The sequence below is a fragment of the Pararhizobium antarcticum genome (assembly GCF_001885585.1).
Classification (GTDB): Bacteria; Pseudomonadota; Alphaproteobacteria; order Rhizobiales; family Rhizobiaceae; genus Pararhizobium; species Pararhizobium antarcticum.
The window spans coordinates 1-17,075 of record NZ_LSRP01000089.1 but is presented as its reverse complement, the minus strand read 5'-3'; the positions used below and the strand labels follow the sequence as shown (position 1 = coordinate 17,075).

Annotated in this window: 11 protein-coding genes; 3 read left to right on the top strand and 8 right to left on the bottom strand. The window is 61.7% G+C overall.

What is annotated here, in order from left to right; translation table 11 throughout:
* Positions 1 to 18 precede the first annotated feature (18 nt).
* The 5 genes from AX760_RS13855 to AX760_RS13835 form a co-directional block, all read right to left on the bottom strand.
* On the bottom strand, positions 19 to 1,272 hold the full coding sequence (locus tag AX760_RS13855) for a glycerate kinase type-2 family protein (protein ID WP_071833487.1): 1,254 nt from the start codon (positions 1,270 to 1,272) through the stop codon (positions 19 to 21).
* Positions 1,273 to 1,322: 50 nt separating this feature from the next.
* A complete protein-coding gene (locus AX760_RS13850; protein WP_071833486.1) occupies positions 1,323 to 2,336 on the bottom strand; it encodes a LacI family DNA-binding transcriptional regulator in 1,014 nt (337 codons plus the stop codon).
* A 171-nt stretch (positions 2,337 to 2,507) separates the two neighbouring features.
* Positions 2,508 to 5,669: an efflux RND transporter permease subunit gene (locus tag AX760_RS13845; protein ID WP_071833485.1), complete on the bottom strand. Its 3,162-nt coding sequence runs from the start codon at positions 5,667 to 5,669 to the stop codon at positions 2,508 to 2,510.
* A gap of 28 nt (positions 5,670 to 5,697) precedes the next feature.
* Positions 5,698 to 6,852, bottom strand: coding sequence for an efflux RND transporter periplasmic adaptor subunit (locus AX760_RS13840; protein WP_071833484.1), 1,155 nt, complete (start codon positions 6,850 to 6,852; stop codon positions 5,698 to 5,700).
* 58 nt (positions 6,853 to 6,910) lie between these two features.
* A complete protein-coding gene (locus AX760_RS13835; RefSeq protein ID WP_071833483.1) occupies positions 6,911 to 7,516 on the bottom strand; it encodes a TetR/AcrR family transcriptional regulator in 606 nt (201 codons plus the stop codon).
* Between the two features lie 196 nt (positions 7,517 to 7,712).
* Here AX760_RS13835 and AX760_RS13830 point away from each other — a divergent pair, with 196 nt between their 5' ends.
* Entirely contained in the window at positions 7,713 to 9,365 is a 1,653-nt protein-coding gene (locus AX760_RS13830; protein WP_071833482.1) for an AMP-binding protein, read from the top strand.
* Positions 9,366 to 9,374: 9 nt separating this feature from the next.
* On the opposite strand, the gene AX760_RS13825 is transcribed toward AX760_RS13830, so the two are convergent.
* The 3 genes from AX760_RS13825 to secA form a co-directional block, all read right to left on the bottom strand.
* Positions 9,375 to 10,658, bottom strand: a complete 1,284-nt coding sequence (locus AX760_RS13825) for a GNAT family N-acetyltransferase (protein WP_071833481.1) — start codon at positions 10,656 to 10,658, stop codon at positions 9,375 to 9,377.
* On the bottom strand, positions 10,655 to 12,049 hold the full coding sequence (locus AX760_RS13820; protein ID WP_071833534.1) for a lipopolysaccharide biosynthesis protein: 1,395 nt from the start codon (positions 12,047 to 12,049) through the stop codon (positions 10,655 to 10,657). Before AX760_RS13820 ends, AX760_RS13825 begins: the two co-directional genes overlap by 4 nt.
* A gap of 280 nt (positions 12,050 to 12,329) precedes the next feature.
* Complete coding sequence (gene secA, locus AX760_RS13815) at positions 12,330 to 15,041, bottom strand: preprotein translocase subunit SecA (protein ID WP_071833480.1); 2,712 nt, start codon at positions 15,039 to 15,041, stop codon at positions 12,330 to 12,332.
* Positions 15,042 to 15,285: 244 nt separating this feature from the next.
* On the opposite strand from secA, the gene AX760_RS13810 reads away from it, so the two are divergent.
* Both AX760_RS13810 and AX760_RS13805 read left to right on the top strand, forming a co-directional pair.
* On the top strand, positions 15,286 to 16,146 hold the full coding sequence (locus tag AX760_RS13810; RefSeq protein ID WP_071833479.1) for a peptidylprolyl isomerase: 861 nt from the start codon (positions 15,286 to 15,288) through the stop codon (positions 16,144 to 16,146).
* A gap of 164 nt (positions 16,147 to 16,310) precedes the next feature.
* The coding region (locus AX760_RS13805) for a bifunctional ornithine acetyltransferase/N-acetylglutamate synthase (RefSeq protein ID WP_175552064.1) at positions 16,311 to 17,075 on the top strand (765 nt) is incomplete at its 3' end.

Here is a 17,075-nt window from a genome sequence, read left to right as displayed (position 1 = left end):
TCTGCCTTAGAGAACGGTTCAGAGAATGAGAATGGCGCGAAAGTCGTTGACGTTGGTGCCGGTGGGTCCGCAGACGAAGAGATCGTCGACAGTCCTGAAGGCGGACCATGCGTCGTTGTTGGCAAGATGCTGGTCCGCCCTGATATCTGCGGCCAGCATGCGGCTTATGCTGGATCCGTCGGCAAAGGCGCCGGCATTGTCCTCGCTGCCATCGATCCCGTCGGTGTCGGCCGACAGTGCATGGATTCGCGATGATCCGGAAATCTGCGCAGCAAAGGACAGGAGAAACTCGGTGTTTCGTCCACCCTTGCCCTTGCCGCGAAGGGTGACGGTTGTTTCGCCGCCGGAAAGCAGCACCACGGGTGTCTGAAACGGCCGGCCACGGCGTTCGACCTCCTTCGCGATTGCGGCATGGAAACGGCCGGCCTCGCGAGCCTCGCCCTCCAGCGCATCCGAGAGGATGACGGCACGGACATCATGGCTTTCCGCCACGGTTGCAGCCGCCTCCAGCGAGACATTCGCTGACGCGATCAGATGAACCCTATGTCCTGCAAAGACAGGACTGTCGCAGGATGGAGCGGGGGCGGCGGTCTCGATGTGTCGCAGGATGTTGGCCGGCAGGTCGATGCGGTAGGTTTCGATCGCTCTCAAGGCGTCCTGCGCATCGCCTGCGCTGGCGATGGTCGGGCCTGAGGATACCAGCGCCGGATTGTCCCCGGGGATATCCGAAACGACAAATGTCACCACCTTGGCGGGATAGGCTGCGGCAGCCAGGCGTCCGCCCTTGATCCCGGAAAAATGCTTGCGGATGAGGTTCATCGCCGAAATCGGCGCGCCGGATTTGAGCAGCGCTTCGTTGAGGATGATCTCGTCGGCGAGTTCGAAGGTTTCGGGCGGGGCGGGCAGAAGCGCCGATCCGCCGCCGCACATCAGCGCGATGACCAGATCGTCTTCCGTCAAACCCTCGACCAGTTCCAGCAGCCTTTCCGACGCCGCCAGTCCTGCTTGATCCGGTACGGGATGCGCTGCTTCCAGCACCTCGATCTGTGTGCAGGGGGCTGCATAACCATAACGCGTGACAACTGCACCCTCGAGCTTTCCCGGCCATGCATTCTCGAGGGCGCGCGCCAGCTGGGCGGCCCCCTTGCCGGCGCCGATGACGATGGTGCGGCCTTTCGGCATCTCCGGGAGAAATTTCCGAATGCCATGATCGGGGTTGGCGGCCTCGACGGCGGCATGGAAAAGCGTGGTCAGCAGGGCTCTGGGATTCATGTCTTGTCTCTCACAGATGGACCGATTGTTGTTCGGAGAACGGTCTTTTTTCATCGCAGTAGCGCAGCGGTGCTGCCGCGCACCACCAGCCGGAGTGGCAGTTCCCGGATGCGCATGTGCTGACGTTGCGCCGCTGGCGCCAGCAGATAGTCAGCAGCGATCCTGCCCATTTCCCCTGCCGGAACATCGATCGTCGTCAGTTCCGGTGTCGTCAGCTCGCCGATGTCGAGATTGTCGAAGCCAAGGACCGAGACGGTGCCGGGAACGGCGATGTCGTTCTGCCGGCAATATTTGAGTGCGCCCGCCGCGGCGATGTCGCTGGCACAGATGACGGCGGTCGGTGGGGTGTCCGCAAGCATCAACCGCTTCATCCCGGCATGCCCGCCGTCTGCCTGGTATGGCGTTTCGAGAATGCCGAGCGGCGCCAGGTTGTTATCGCGCAGTTCCGCGACGAAGCCGTCTCGGCGCGAAACCGCACGGTCATTGTTGATGGTGATCCCGCCGAGCATGGCGATCCTGGTATGGCCGAGATCGATGAGATGGCGCGCGGCCAGCCGGCCCGCTTTCTCGTTGTCGAAACCCACGGCTGCGCCAATGTCCGTTGGTTTGGCTGTATAGGTGAAGACGTAGGCGATGTTGCGTTGCTCGAGCAGGGCAATGGTTTCGCGGCGATGGGCGGCGCCGACGAGCACGACGGATTCGACACCGCGCTCGACAAGCAGCCGGACCTGCTCGTATTCCCTGTCGATGTCGTAGGACGACGTGTTGATGATCAGCGACACGCCATTTTCCGTAAGGCGCGCCTGCAGGCTGTTGACCATGGTGGCATAGATCGCGTGATCCAGCGTCGGTATCACAGCCCCGGCGAGGCGCGATTTCGTCGATCGCAGGCTCCGGGCAGAGCCGTTCGGGACATAGGCGAGATCCATGGCCGCCTGCAGCACCTTTTCGCGAGTGGCAGTGTTGACCTTGGCATTGTGGTTGAGCACCCGCGACACCGTCGCCGGTGAGCATCCCGCCTTCCGCGCAACATCGATCAGTTTGACGTCCGGTTCGTCAGGCACAGGATTTCCCCGATTTTATGAAATCGATTTCACAAGCTTTCTCTATGAATTGTCGACCTCGGGTTTAAAGTCAAGACAGTTTGTGAAATCGTTTTCTCGGAATGCAAAGGCGACAGCGCTGCAAGAGCCCTGTCGCCTTTATCGCTGAAATCGGAACTTCCGGCTTGCTTGCTATTCGGCCGCTATGGCGGCCGGACGACGGTCTTCGTCAGGCTGCGCGGGTGCGGTGGCTGCGTCCTCTTCCGTGGGGTATTTTTTCGGCTCGCGACCGAAGAATACCGCATAGGCTGCCGGAAGAACGAAGATCGTCAACACGGTCGCAACCAGGATGCCGCCCATCATGGCATAGGCGAGCGGACCCCAGAAGACGCCACGCGAGATCGGGATCAGCGCCAGCACGGCGGTCAGCGCCGTCAGTGTGATCGGGCGAAAACGAAGCACTGCCCCGCCGACGATCGCGTCCATCCGGTTCATACCGGCGGCAATGTCCTGGTCGATCTGGTCGATCAGGATGATCGAGTTGCGGATGATGATGCCGAGCAGGGCAATGACGCCGAGGATCGCGACGAAGCCGAACGGGGCACCGCTGATCAACAGTGCGGCGCTGGCGCCGATGATGCCGAGCGGACCCGTGGCGAGCACCAGCATCGCCTTGCCGAAGTGCTGCAACTGGATCATCAGCAGCAGGACGATGACCAGCAGCATAATTGGCGCCTTGGCGGCGATCGAGGCCTGGCTTTCGGCTGCATCTTCGGCGCCGCCCTGAATATCGACCTTGTAGCCGGGCGCCAGACCATCTCTCAGGCCCTGCAACTCGCCATACATTTTCAATGCGACGTCGTTGGGCTGGACGCCGTCCGGCAGGGTGCCGCGCACGGTGATGGTCGGCAGCCGGTCGCGCCGCCATTCGACGCCCTGCTCGAGAACGGGAACCACCTTGGCGATTTGCGACAGCGGAATGAAGCCACCGAAATCCGTCGGGATATAGACCGAGTTGATGGCCGACAGCAGTTTCCGGTTTTCCTCCGGTTCGCGGGCGACGATCGAAACCGTTTCCTCGCCATCGCGGAAGTCACCCAGCGGTGCGCCGCTCGTGGTGGCCTGCAACATCTGGCGAATGCGCTGCGACGTGACCCCGAGCGCCCGGGCCCGATCCTGGTCGATGACCAGTTTCATAGCCGGCACCGGTTCCAGCCAGTCGTCATGAATGGCGCCCAGCATCGGATTGTCTGAGAATGCCTGCTTCACCTCGTCGGCGATGCGGCGCACCTCTGCCCTATCAGGGCCACTGACGCGCATCTGCACCGGCCAGCCGGTCGGCGGGCCGAGAAACAGCCGGTCGACCTTGGAACGCACGTCCGGAAAATCTTCCGCCAGAATGCCGCGCAGCTTGACGATCAGCCGCTCGCGGGCCGGTTCGTCCCTGGCCATCACGAGAAGCTGGGCGAAGTTCGGATTGCGCAATTGCTGGTCGAGCGGCAGGAAAAAGCGCGGCGCGCCTTCGCCGATATAGGTGGCGATGAAACGCTTGTCTTCATCCGTGACGATGCGGTCCTCCAGCGCCTTTGCCTGTGCCTCCACCTCGGAGATGCTCGTGCCCTCCGGAAGCCAGAGATCGACAAGGATTTCGGGACGGGAGGATTGCGGAAAGAAGTTCTGCGGGATGAACTGGAACGCCCAGAGGCTGGTGACAAAGGTGCCGAGCGTCAAGGTGATGACGATCAGCCGGTGGCGTACCGCCCAGCCGACGCTTGCACGCAGGCGGCGGTAGAAGCGTGTATCGAACACATCCTTGTGGCTTCCGGCATGATTGCGTTGCTTGAGGATCATATAGCCGAGCCAGGGCGTGAAATAGACGGCGACGAACCAGGACACCACGAGCGCGATGCCGACGACGTAGAACAGCGACCGGACATATTCGCCGGCCGTCGAGGCGGCAAAGCCGACCGGGATGAAGCCGGCAGTGGTGATCAGCGTGCCCGTCAACATGGGAAATGCGGTGGACGAGTAGGCAAAGCTCGCAGCCTCGACCTTCTCCAAGCCTTCTTCCAGCTTGCGCTCCATCATCTCGACGACGATCATGGCATCATCGACCAGGAGACCGAGCGCGATGATCAATGCACCCAGCGAAATGCGCTGCAGGTCGATGCCGATTTCGTACATGATCGCAAACGTTGCGGCGAGAACCAGCGGGATCGCGATGGCGATGACGAGGCCCGACCGCCAGCCGATCGACAGGAAGGATACGATCAGCACGATGACGAGGGCTTCCCCAAGTGCCTTCATGAACTCGCCGACCGCTTCGGTGACGACCTCCGGCTGGTTGGCGATCTGATCGATCTTCACGCCATAGGGAAGGGCTTCGCTGAAACGGTCATAGGTTGCCTCGACTGTCTTGCCGACGTCGATGACATTGTAGCCCTTGGCCATGACCACGCCAATCTGGACGCTGTCCTGGCCATCGAAGCGGTATTTGCGCGCAACCGGGTCCTCGAGCCCCGCGGTGACGGTTGCGATATCGCCGAGCCGTGTCACCTGCTCGCCGGATCGCAGCCGCAACTCGCGGATATCGTCGACCCTGTCGACGCTGCCCTCGACGGAGATGCGCACGGAGCGTTCGCCGGTATCGACGCTGCCGGCGGGGTCGATGCTGTTCTGGCCGGCCAGCGTGTTGCCGAGATCGTTGAGCGTCAATCCGCGCTCGGCCAGGGCCTTGGAGGACACGTCTATAAAAATTTTCTCGGGCTGGTCGCCGATGATGACGGCTTTCTCGACGCCCGGCGTCGCCAGCAGCATATCGCGGGCCTGGATGGCGTAGGTTTTCAGCTCGGGATAGCTGTAGCCCGCGCCGGTCAGGGAGTGCAGGGTGATGAAGGTATCGCCGAACTCATCGTTGAAATAGGGGCCGTAGAGCCCGGATGGCAGCTCTGAGCGGATGTCGCCGACCTTTTTGCGGACCTGGTAGAAGGCATCAGCCACTTCGGCGGCGTCGGTGTCGCCCTTGACCTGCAGCGTGATGATGGCGCTGCCGGCGCGGCTGTAGGAGCGAACGAAGTCGAGATGCGGCGTCTCCTGGAGCTTGCGCTCGATCTTGTTGACGACCTGGTCCTGCATCTCCTCGATCGAGGCCCCCGGCCAGGAGGCCTGGATCACCATGACGCGGAAGGTGAAATCGGGATCTTCCTTCTGGCCCATGTTCATCAGGCCGAAAACGCCGGTCAGAAGGATGAGGCCGAAGAGGAAGCGGGCAATGCTCGGATGACCGATCGCCCAGCGCGACAGGTTGAACGCTTGTTTGCCAGTGCCGGTTGCGCGATCGTGGGGGGTCGTCATGGCGTCGTTCCGTTCTCTCTACTTCAACTCAGCGAATGCGCTTGGCCGTCGCGATATCGTCGGTTGCGCTTGCCTGCTGGTTCAGTGATGCCTGCGGCAGCTTCACTTTCAGGTCTTCGCGCATGAACTGCGTGCCGGCCGTGACAATGATGTCGCCGGGCTTCAGCCCCTGTGCGATGCGTGCCTGCGTGCCTGCAAAATCCGCTATCTCGACCGGGCGCGCATGGACGGTTTCGCTGGCCGGATCGACCGTCCAGACCAAGGCCTTCTCGCCATCCTTGGCAAGCGCGCTGAGCGGAACAGCGATCAGAGAGGGGCCGGCATCGGCGGCCGTGGAAACGGATGCCGTCATGCCGAGCAGGGCCGGCGTGTTTTCCGGCAGGCTGATGCGGATTGCAAAGGTACGCGATTGCGGATCGGCACTGCCGGCCACCTCGCGAACCTTGCCCTGCAGCAACTCGCCACTGTTGGACCAGATGGCCACCTTGACTGTCTTGCCCGGCTTGAAGGCGAGGATGTCGGTTTCGGGGACGGCGACCTGGACTTCCTTTTCGCCATCAGCAGCAATGGTGACCACCGGGTTTCCTGCAGCAACGACCTGCCCGGCTTCAGCATTGACCGCCGTGACGATGCCGTTCCGGTCGGCCTGCAGGGCGCCATAGGATACCTGATTGCGCGCCTGTTCGAGAGAGGAGCGGGCGGCGTCCCGCGTCGAAACGGCCTGGTTATAGGAAAGCTGGGCCTGTTCGAGCTGCGATTTCGGTGACACCTGCTTGTCGAAAAGCTCGTTGGCGCGCCTGCGGGTCAGTTCCGCGGTTTCAACCTGCCGCTCGGCGGCGGCGAGATTGGCCTGCGCAGTCAGAACCGACAAGGCGTAGTCGGTCGTATCGATGCGGGCAAGCACGTCGCCTTTGTTCACACGGCCGCCGATGTCGACCAGCCGTTCGGTGATCTTGCCGCCGACGCGAAAGCCAAGCGCCATTTCGGTGCGCGCCCGGATCGCGCCGGAATATTCGAGGTCGCGGCCTGTCTGCGCCTCGGATACCGTCATGACTTTCACGGGGCGGATGACTTCCGCCCTGGTCTCCGGCGCTTCTTCCGAGCAGCCTGCCAGACCGGCCATCGCCGCAAGCAGCACGGAAGCTTTCAACGTCGTCCTGATCTGTGCGGCCTGAAAAAACATGGCTGAATTCCTGTTCGTTTGATGTCTGAAGTGCGGTTTACAGTCGTGTGGCGATGCGTCAGATCAGCGCCCGGATTGCAAAATCCACGAGATCTTCGGGCTTTGCCCGGTTGGGTTTCGAGATGCAGTGCATGATCAGTTGCGGATGACAGAGTGAGGTGATGCTCGCACCGAAGCATTTCGACGCGACAGATACGTCCTGCTCACGGAACTCGCCCGCAGCAATGCCGTCGGAAACCATCTCGGCGATGAGGTCGTGCAACCGGTCGATATGCTTTTCGATGACAGCCCAGTCACGCTCGATGGCGACAATGACCATCTCGTGCACCTTTTCCTCATCCATCATCGTCTCGACCGTTAGCGTGTGCTGCTCCAGCGCATAGCGGCGCAGCCGCTCGGTCGCACTGATGGGAAGGCTGGCGGTATGGCGGGCCAGTTGATAGCTGCCAGCCAGCATCTGGCTACAGATGGCCTGGTGAATCTCGACCTTGGACGCAAAGAAACGATAGATGTTCGCCGTCGACATGCCAAGCTCGCGGGCAATGTCGGCGACCGTTGTCTTGCCATAGCCGTAGTGCCGGAAAAGCCGTTCGGCCGCACCCAGGATCCGGGTGATGTTTTCCTGCCGGATGGTGTCGAGTTCGGCGCTGGTGGCGTCTTGCATTGTGTGATGCCTTACGACTGACGAAATTTGAATTTCGTCAGTCGTAAGGCATCATTGATATTCTGTCAACACATCCGCCGTTGGTGGCAGCAGAAAGAGCGGCGACCTGCCTGCGAGATCCTCAATGTGCACGGCAGTTGAACATCGGGCTGCGACAATGGTATTGCACTGCAGCGAAACTCTTTCCGGGCGATACATGCTGCCGATCCGCGATTCCTATGACACCCTGCGCCGCGATTTCCGCTGGCAGCTTCCGGCGCGGTTCAACATCGGCGTGGCGGTCAGTGATGCCTGGGCGGCACGGGAGCCGGATCGGATCTGCCTGCAGCATTTCAGCCCGGATGGCGCGCATCTGTCGCTGACCTACGGCGCGTTTGCAGCACGGTCCTCGTCCTTTGCCCATGGTCTTGTTGCAAACGGGATCCTGCCGGGAGACCGAGTGGCGATCCTGCTGCCCCAGGGGTTCGAGACGGCCATCGCGCATGCGGCCATCTACAAGACCGGCGCCATTGCGCTGCCGCTCGCCCTGCTTTTTGGTGTCGAGGCGCTTGAATACAGGCTGCGTGACGCTGGCGCCTCCGCGATTGTCACCAATGGTTTCGGATGGACCAAGATTGCTGCGCTGCGCGACCGGTTGCCTGCGCTGAAGCGCGTCGTTTTGACCGATCACGCCGGGGAGATGCCAGCCGATGCCAGATCCTTCCGCCGTCTGGCGGACGAATTCCCGGCGGTGTTTGCGGCAGCGGACACGACGCCGGATGATCCCGCCATGATGATCTATACGTCAGGCACGACAGGCCCGCCAAAGGGTGCGCTGCACGGACATCGCGTGCTTCTCGGCCATATTCCGGGCTTCCAGTTCCACCACGCCAACCTGCCGCAGGCGGGCGACCGGATGTGGACGCCGGCCGACTGGGCCTGGGCGGGCGGATTGCTCAATGCGCTCTTGCCGTCCCTTTTGCTCGGGGTGCCCGTCGTTTCCTCACCGGGCCAGAAGTTCGACCCGCACATGGCGCTTCGCATCATGGCCGAAATGCAGGTGCGCAATGCCTTCATTCCACCAACGGCGCTGCGCCTGCTGAAGGTGGTCGAAGATCCGCGGGCGCACTACAATCTCAACCTGCGCACGATCGGCTCAGCGGGCGAATCGCTTGGACGGGAAACAGGCGAATGGGCAAGCGTAGCCTTCGGGGTGCCGGTCAATGAATTCTATGGCCAGACGGAGTGCAACATCGTGCTGTCATCGGCGGCCCATCTCGGCGTGCTGAAGCCGGGATCGATGGGCAAGGCAGTGCCAGGCCATACCGTCGCGATCATCGATACGCAGGGCAACAGTGTGCCTGTTGGAACCGTAGGGCAAGTGGCCGTCCGCAGGCCGGACCCGGTGATGTTTCTCGGCTACTGGAACAATGACACGGCAACGGAGCGAAAATTCATCGGCGACTGGATGACGACGGGAGACCAGGGCGTTCAGGATGCGGAAGGCTATGTTACCTTCTTCGGCCGCGACGACGATGTCATCACCTCATCCGGATACCGGATCGGTCCGGGCGAGATCGAGGACTGTCTCGCCGGCCATCCGGCCATCCAGCTTGCAGCGGCGATCGGCAAGCCGGATGCGCTGCGAACGGAAATCGTCAAGGCCTATGTCGTTCTGAAGCCCGGGCATGCGGCGAGCCCGGCGCTGGAGGCAGAGATCCGCGATTGGGTGAAGACGCGGTTGTCGATGCACGAATATCCGCGCGAGGTGGAGTTTGTCGAAAGCCTGCCGTTGACGACGTCGGGCAAGGTCATCCGCCGGCTTCTGCGTCAGCAGGCGGCAGCCGAGGTTGCAAAGCCGGCTGCCTGATTTGACCGGCTATTTCGATCGACGCGGTGCCAGGGCGCGGATTTTCTCGCGCAGCAAGCGGGCCATGTTGCGGGTATTTCGGTAGAGATGGAGCTGCGCTGCGACCTGTCGGACATCGCGGTCGCGGTTCTGATGAAGACCGATGACCAGCGTGCCCATCTCTTCGCGTTCCTCCCAGAATCGGCTCATCACGGGATGATCCGGCACGGCGCAGCTGTCAGAACGCATAATGTTGGCGTCGTCGAGATGCCATTCCGTCAGTTCCGCCATCAGCAGCTTGCCGGGCGAATAGCGGGCATATTGCTCATCATAGGCGGTCTTCCACGTATAGGCCTCGCCGGCCATCATGAAAACGATCATCGCGGCAATCGCCGTTCCGTTCAGGTCGAGCGTGTGGATGCGGACGCTGTCTGCCTCGGCAAGATTGGTGATCGCCTCGCGGGCAAACGCTGCGCGGTAGCGATCCATAACCATGGCGGTGCGCTGCCGGCCCTTCCAGCCGCTTGCCTCGAGCGCCAGGAATTCCTCCATGCGCACCCGGACGTCGGCCGGCTGGCGGGCGACGTTGTAGTCGAGTTTACCCAGCGCCTCCAGATGTCCCCATTGCCGGCGCAGATCGCGAAAATGGGAGGGGTTCATTGCCTTGCGAAGATAGGTCTGGCCATCCAGAAGGCTTTCCAGCATCGGCCGCGTGAAGCTGTCTGTCACCGTGATCGGAAGGTTGCGACCGATGGCGACGGCGCGGGCAAGCTGGGCAAACTTGCCCTTCAGCCGGACATCCGGAAGCACCAGAACCGAAGGCAGGCCAGCCGTGGGATCGGCAAGGGCCTCGTAGAGATTGTCGATCGTTTCGGCGGCTTCTTCCGCGTCGAGCAGCGGGACGCCGAGGGGCCCAAATGGGTTCGACCAGGCGCGGATGATCGATGCGCCAATGGAGAAACCGGGCTTTTCAATGGAAAACGGCATCAGGAAACGGATGCGGCTACGCTGTTCGTTCTCGTCGCGGATCAGCGCCAGGCGGATAACGCGGTCCTCGAGGCGCGGCATGGCCGGGGCGAGGAAGCGCCCGGTGAAAAAGACATTCGGCTCCAGCGCCCTGTTCGACAGGAAGTCCAGTTCCTGCTGCAGGTCATAGCCGGCGCGGGCCGGATAGAGGCAGAGCTTGCGACCGGGTCGGCCGATCGGCAGGCTGTTTTCCGCGGCCGGATGATGGAGGACCGTGGGGGCCAGCCCACCTAGTACCCGCGCTGCGCGGCCGGTCGGATCGTCTGGGTAGTTTGGCGTGCCGGTCATGGTCTGGGAGCCTCTGATTTGATGGTTCTGGCATGGGGGTCCGCAAAGGCGAACAGCACGATGCCAAACGTATGGCGCACGGCCAGATGAAGAAGGATGGCCTCGATCAGCATGGCACCGGCGGTGGCCAGGGCAGCGCCGGACAGGCCGAAAAGCGGAATTAGCGTCATGTTCAGGGCGAGATTGCAGACGAGCGCTGCCGCGTAGAGGCCGACACAGAGCTTCTGCTGTCCCGCCATGGTCAGGAAAGCCTCGGCCGGTCCGACAAACGCCTTGGCCATGATGCCGGCAAACAGGATGACCATCAGCGGATAGCCGGAAACAAAGGCTGGTCCGAAGAGCGACAGCAGGAAGTTGCCGGCCAGCAGCACCAGCGCACCTACGGCAAGCGATGGCCAGAACGACCAGCGCGCACTTTCGACGGCAATGACGGCCAGTTGCTGGCGGTCCGGATCGGCCATGGCTGCGGAGAACCGCGGGGCGGCGGCCGCCTTCACCGAAAACATCACGAAATGTACCAGCGCCATCGTCTTGGCGGCAGCAAAATAGATCGCGACGCTTTGCGGGTCGAGGTAGAGACCGACGATCACAACGTCCGAGTTTGTCAGCATGAAGCCGAAACCCTCGATCAGGAAGATCGGCAGGGCAATGCGGATCCAGGTGCCGAATTCGATCTTGCGCGGGCCTTTGACATAGCGTTTGCGCAGCCGCCAGGTGAGGATGAAGAACTGCGTCACGCTGGTCAGGTACGTTGCCGCCATCGCAGCGATCATCGCGGTCCGGGCCGTGTGCGGCTCGCCAATCGCAACAGCCAGCATCATCAGTCCGAGGATGAGCACCGGGCGGATGATATAGGTCGGGCTGAGCGCCGACACCGCCCAGCTATGGGCCCGCGACGTGCCGTCCATGACGTCGCCGAGCGCGATCATCGGCAAGGAGAAGATGCCGAGATAGAGCGGGACGATGTAGTAGCTGTCGATTCGGTCGCCGAACAGCCAGAGGCCGCTGATGCCAACAATGGCAAGGCCTGTTGCGGAGACGAGGGCGAATATCCTGACTGTTGTCGTCAGGCCGCGGATCTCAGGCAGCGCGTCGCGCGCATGGTACTGCGGCAGGAAGCGGATGATCGCCGTATGGAAGCCGAGGCAGGAGAGATTGCCGAACAGAACGACGAGGACCCAGACGAACACGAAGATCCCGTATTCGAATTCACCCATGAGGCGCGCGAGGATGATCTGCGAAACGAAGGCGATGGCCGCGCTGACGATGCGGATCGCAAACGCGACAAGCGCCATGCGCTGCGCCCGATGCTTCGGATCGTTTTCGGTGAGAACGGGCACCAGCTTTTGGGCAAACGGCGACAGCCGTTCGCGCAAGGCCGGCGGCAACAGTCGTCCAGCCGTATGACATGCAGCCAGGAACAAGGGAATACCCATGAGATTACGCAATACTGGCCGTCAGTGTAGCCAGAACAGCGTTAACAAAGGGTGCAGGGCGGTGCGGGAGATGGCATGGCAGCCAGCGAGCGGCATGCTGTTTCTCGGAAAAACAGGCCGGTCAGGTCGATAGACACCTGGGTCAATTTCGTGAGGTCAGTCAAACGGCAGACGGGACTGCAATCCCGTCTGCCGTTTCAGAAAAACAAAGGTTCTAAAAGCAAGCCGCCGCGTTTTAAGCTTCGAAGGCGCCGTGGCAGTGCTTGTACTTCTTGCCGGAGCCGCAGGGGCAGAGTTCGTTGCGGGAAACCTTGCCCCAGCTCAACGGATTCTGCGGATCGCGGTTTTCCGGGGCAACGAGCAACTGGCTTTCGCCTTCATTGAAGTCGTCTTCCCCGGTGAGCGGATCGATGTGATGGCCTTCCATCTCCGGGAGCTGCGGCTGCGGGGCGTCGGCTGCCTCACGGACCAGTTCCACGCGCATCAGCTGCGCAGTCACGCCCTGGCGCAGATTGCCGAGCAGGGCCTGGAAAAGTTCGAAGGCTTCGGACTTGTATTCCTGCAGCGGATCGCGCTGCGCGTATCCGCGGAAGCCGACGACCGAACGAAGGTGATCGAGGTTGACGATATGCTCGCGCCACAGATGGTCAATCGTCTGCAGCACGACGGAACGTTCGACATACTGCATGATGTCTTGCCCGAAGCGCGCGGCGCGATCGGCTGCCGCTGCGTCCGCTGCTGCCGTGAGACGCTCGCGGATATCGTTTTCGTCGATGCCCTCTTCCCGAGCCCAGTCGGCGACGGGCAGGTCGAGGTTCAGCTGGGTGCGGACATCGTTGGTCAGGCCGTCGACGTCCCACTGTTCGGCATAGGCCTTTTCCGGGATGCGCTTGTTGACGATATCGTCGATGACGTCGTGGCGCATATCGGTGACGGTTTCGGTCACATCCGTCGCATCCATCAGTTCGATGCGCTGTTCGAAGATCACCTTGCGCTGGTCGTTCAGCACGTCGTCATATTTCAGCAGGTTCTTGCGGGTGTCGAAGTTGCGGGCCTCGACCTTTTTCTGCGCGCGTTCGAGGGCCTTGTTGATCCAGGGATGGACGATCGCTTCGCCCTCCTTGAGGCCAAGCTTGGTCAGCATCGAATCCATGCGATTAGAGCCGAAAATGCGCATCAGGTCGTCCTGCAGCGACAGGAAGAACTTCGAACGGCCGGGGTCGCCCTGACGGCCGGAACGGCCGCGAAGCTGGTTGTCGATGCGGCGGCTTTCATGGCGTTCTGTCGCCAGGACGTAGAGACCGCCGGCGGCGAGCGCGATGTCCTTCAGGCGCTGGACCTCGACCTTGATCGCAGCTTCCTTTTCATCGCGTTCGGTCCCATGCTCCATCTCGCCGAGTTCGGCAGCGATGCGCATTTCGAGGTTGCCACCGAGCTGGATGTCGGTGCCGCGGCCCGCCATGTTGGTGGCGATCGTGACTGCACCGGGAACACCCGCCTGCGATACGATGAAGGCTTCCTGCTCGTGATAGCGGGCGTTCAGGACCTGGAAGTTCTTGAACCCTGCAGTCTTCAGCATTTCGGCCAGAAGCTCGGACTTTTCGATCGAGGTCGTTCCCACCAGAACCGGCTGCTGGCGGTCCTGGGCTTCCTTGATCTCGGCGATGATCGCCTTGTATTTCTCTTCCGCGGTCCGATAGACCTCGTCGTCCTCGTCCAGGCGGATGATCGGCAGGTTGGTCGGGACTTCGAGCACTTCCAGACCGTAGATGTTGCCGAATTCCTCGGCTTCGGTCGAAGCCGTACCGGTCATGCCGCCGAGCTTCTTGTACATGCGGAAATAGTTCTGGAAGGTAACCGAGGCGAGTGTCTGGTTTTCCGGCTGGATGCTGACGCCTTCCTTGGCTTCCAGCGCCTGGTGCTGGCCTTCCGAATAGCGGCGGCCCGGCATCATGCGGCCGGTGAATTCGTCGATGATGACGATCTCGTCATTGCGGACGATGTAGTCCTTGTCGCGCGTGAACAGCCTGTGGGCCTTCAGCGCGTTGTTGACATGGTGGACGATCGCCACGTTCTCGACGTCGTAGAGCGTTTCGCCCTTCAACAGATTTGCGTCGCGCAGAAGGTTTTCGAGCTTCTCCGTGCCCACTTCCGAGAAGTTGGCCGAACGCTGCTTCTCGTCGATCTCGTAGTCCTCGGGTTCCAGCATTGGAATGAAGGCGTTGATCGTGTTGTAGAGATCCGAGCGGTCGTCGAGCGGGCCGGAAATGATCAGCGGCGTGCGCGCTTCATCGACGAGGATCGAGTCGACTTCGTCGACGATGGCGAAGAAGTGTCCGCGCTGCACCATCTGGGCGCGCTCGTACTTCATGTTGTCGCGCAGATAGTCGAAGCCAAGTTCGTTGTTTGTCGCGTAGGTGATGTCGCATGCATAGGCATCGCGCCGCTGGTCGTCCGACAGGCCATGCACGATGACGCCTGTTTTCAGCCCGAGGAAGGCGTAGATGCGGTTCATCGTCGCCGAGTCGCGGGAAGCAAGGTAGTCGTTGACCGTGACCACATGCACGCCCTTGCCGGCGAGCGCGTTGAGATAGACCGGCAGTGTCGCGACCAGTGTCTTGCCTTCGCCGGTCTTCATTTCGGCGATGGCGCGCTCATGCAGGATCATCCCGCCGATCAGCTGGACGTCAAAGGGGCGCAGGCCCAGCGTGCGTCGCGCGGCTTCGCGTGCCACGGCAAAGGCCGGCACCAGGAGATCATCCAGTGTCTTGCCGTCGGCAAGCTGCTGGCGGAACTCCACGGTCTTTCCAGCCAGTGCCTCATCGCTGAGGGCTTTCATCTCCGGCTCGAGTGCGTTGATCGCGTCGACGCGTGCCTTGTAGCCACGAACGCGACGATCGTTCGATGAGCCAAAAATTTTGCGGGCGAGGCCGCCGAGACTGACCATAAGGAATGGTCCTTTCTTTTCTGTCGCCGCCCGTTCCGGCGCGGAGAGCACATTTCCGCATTATGCACTGGAACGCCCGGAAACTGTTCTGGACGCGAGGTTGCGTGACAGATAAGAGGGGGGTCGAATTATGTCAACGGGACTTGAGGCGCGGCGAGGCTACAGAACGGCCACAATATGATGATGTGGAACGTTTTTTGGCCGGCCCGAAGGGTTCGGTTTTGAAGCGCGAAAGGTTAGACGAATGTTCAAGCACAACAAGCTGGCAGCGGTGGCGCTGGTCGCCCTGATGGCGTCCCAGGGATCCGTCTTCGCCGCCGATGCGGCCGATCCGGTTGTCGCCAAGGTCGGTGCAAGCGAGATTCACCAGTCGGATATCGACATGGCCATCAGCGGTCTCGATCCGCAGGTCGCCCAGCTTCCCGAAGAGCAGAAGCGTGCGGCCGCCTTGTCCGCCGTGATCGACATGCAGCTGCTTGCCGCAGGCGCAAACAAGGAAGGCCTTCAGAACGACGAAGCCTTCAAGCGCCGGGTTTCGTTCCTGGCCAATCGCGAACTGCACAACGCGTTTTTCAAGAAGCATGTCGTCGAAGCGATCAAGCCGGAAGACGTCAAGGCGCGCTATGACAAGGAAATTGCGGCGATCACACCGCCTGAAGAGGTGAAGGCCAGCCATATCCTGGTCAAGACCGAGGATGAGGCGAAGGCCATCATCAAGGAACTGGATGCCGGCAAGGATTTTGCAGCGCTCGCCAAGGAAAAGTCCACCGATCCGAACAAGGATGGCGGCGGCGATCTCGGTTATTTTACCAAGGACCGCATGGTTCCGGAATTCTCCGAGGCAGCCTTTGCGCTTGAAAAGGGCAAGTACACCGAGACCCCGGTCAAGACCCAGTTCGGCTTTCATGTCATTCGTCTCGACGATCGGCGCACCCAGGCAGCCCCGGCGCTCGAGCAGGTCGAGCCCCAGGTCAAGCAGCTGGTCATGCGCGACAAATATCTCGAGCTGCTGGCTGCGGCGAAGAAGGATGCCGGCGTCGAAATCATCGATCCGGCACTGAAGAAGGCCTATGATGACGCCAACAAGGAGCCCGCTGCCAATTGAGCGGCGGTTCCGAACGGCTGAGGACGTGTCTGCTGTCGTCACGCGGTCACGTGCTTTTGGTTTAAGCCTTCGAGTTTCAACGGGTCCCGGGGACATAATGTCTTTCGGGACCTTGTCGTCGGTCCGCCTTGCCGGTCCGTTGCTCTTGTCCTGCAGGTCTGATCATGTCCGGAACCGTTTCCCCGCTTGCCCCGAAATCCTTCGCCGAGATGCCAGCCGTCCGCGGCGTGCGCATGGCGACCGCCTCTGCCGGCATCAAGTACAAGAACCGAACCGACGTCCTGATGATGATCTTCGACGCGCCTGCGGCGGTCGCCGGGGTCTTCACCCGGTCGAAATGCCCGTCGGCTCCCGTTGATTTTTGCCGGAGCAACCTACCGGGCGGCGTGGCCCGCGCTGTTGTCGTCAATTCCGGTAATGCCAATGCCTTTACCGGCAAGAAGGGTCGAGCCGCGACAGAGCTCACCGCCCAGTCGGCCGCCAAGGCTGCGGGCTGCAAGGAAAGCGAGGTTTTCCTTGCTTCCACCGGTGTCATCGGCGAGCCGCTGGACGCCACGAAATTTTCCGGCGTGCTCGATGCGCTAGCCGTTTCCGCGACAGGCGATGTCTGGTTCGAGGCGGCCAAGGCCATCATGACCACCGATACCTACCCCAAGGTTTCGACGCGCACTGCCATGATCGGCGGCGTCACGGTAACGATCAACGGCATCGCCAAGGGTGCCGGCATGATCGCGCCCGATATGGCGACCATGCTGTCCTTCGTCGTCACCGATGCCGACATTGCGCCGGCAGCCTTGCAGGTGCTTCTGTCCGAAGGGACCGGCCCGACATTCAATTCCGTCACGGTCGATAGCGATACCTCGACCTCCGACACGCTGATGCTGTTTGCAACCGGTGCTGCCGGCGCCGATGGCCAGACCAAGATCACC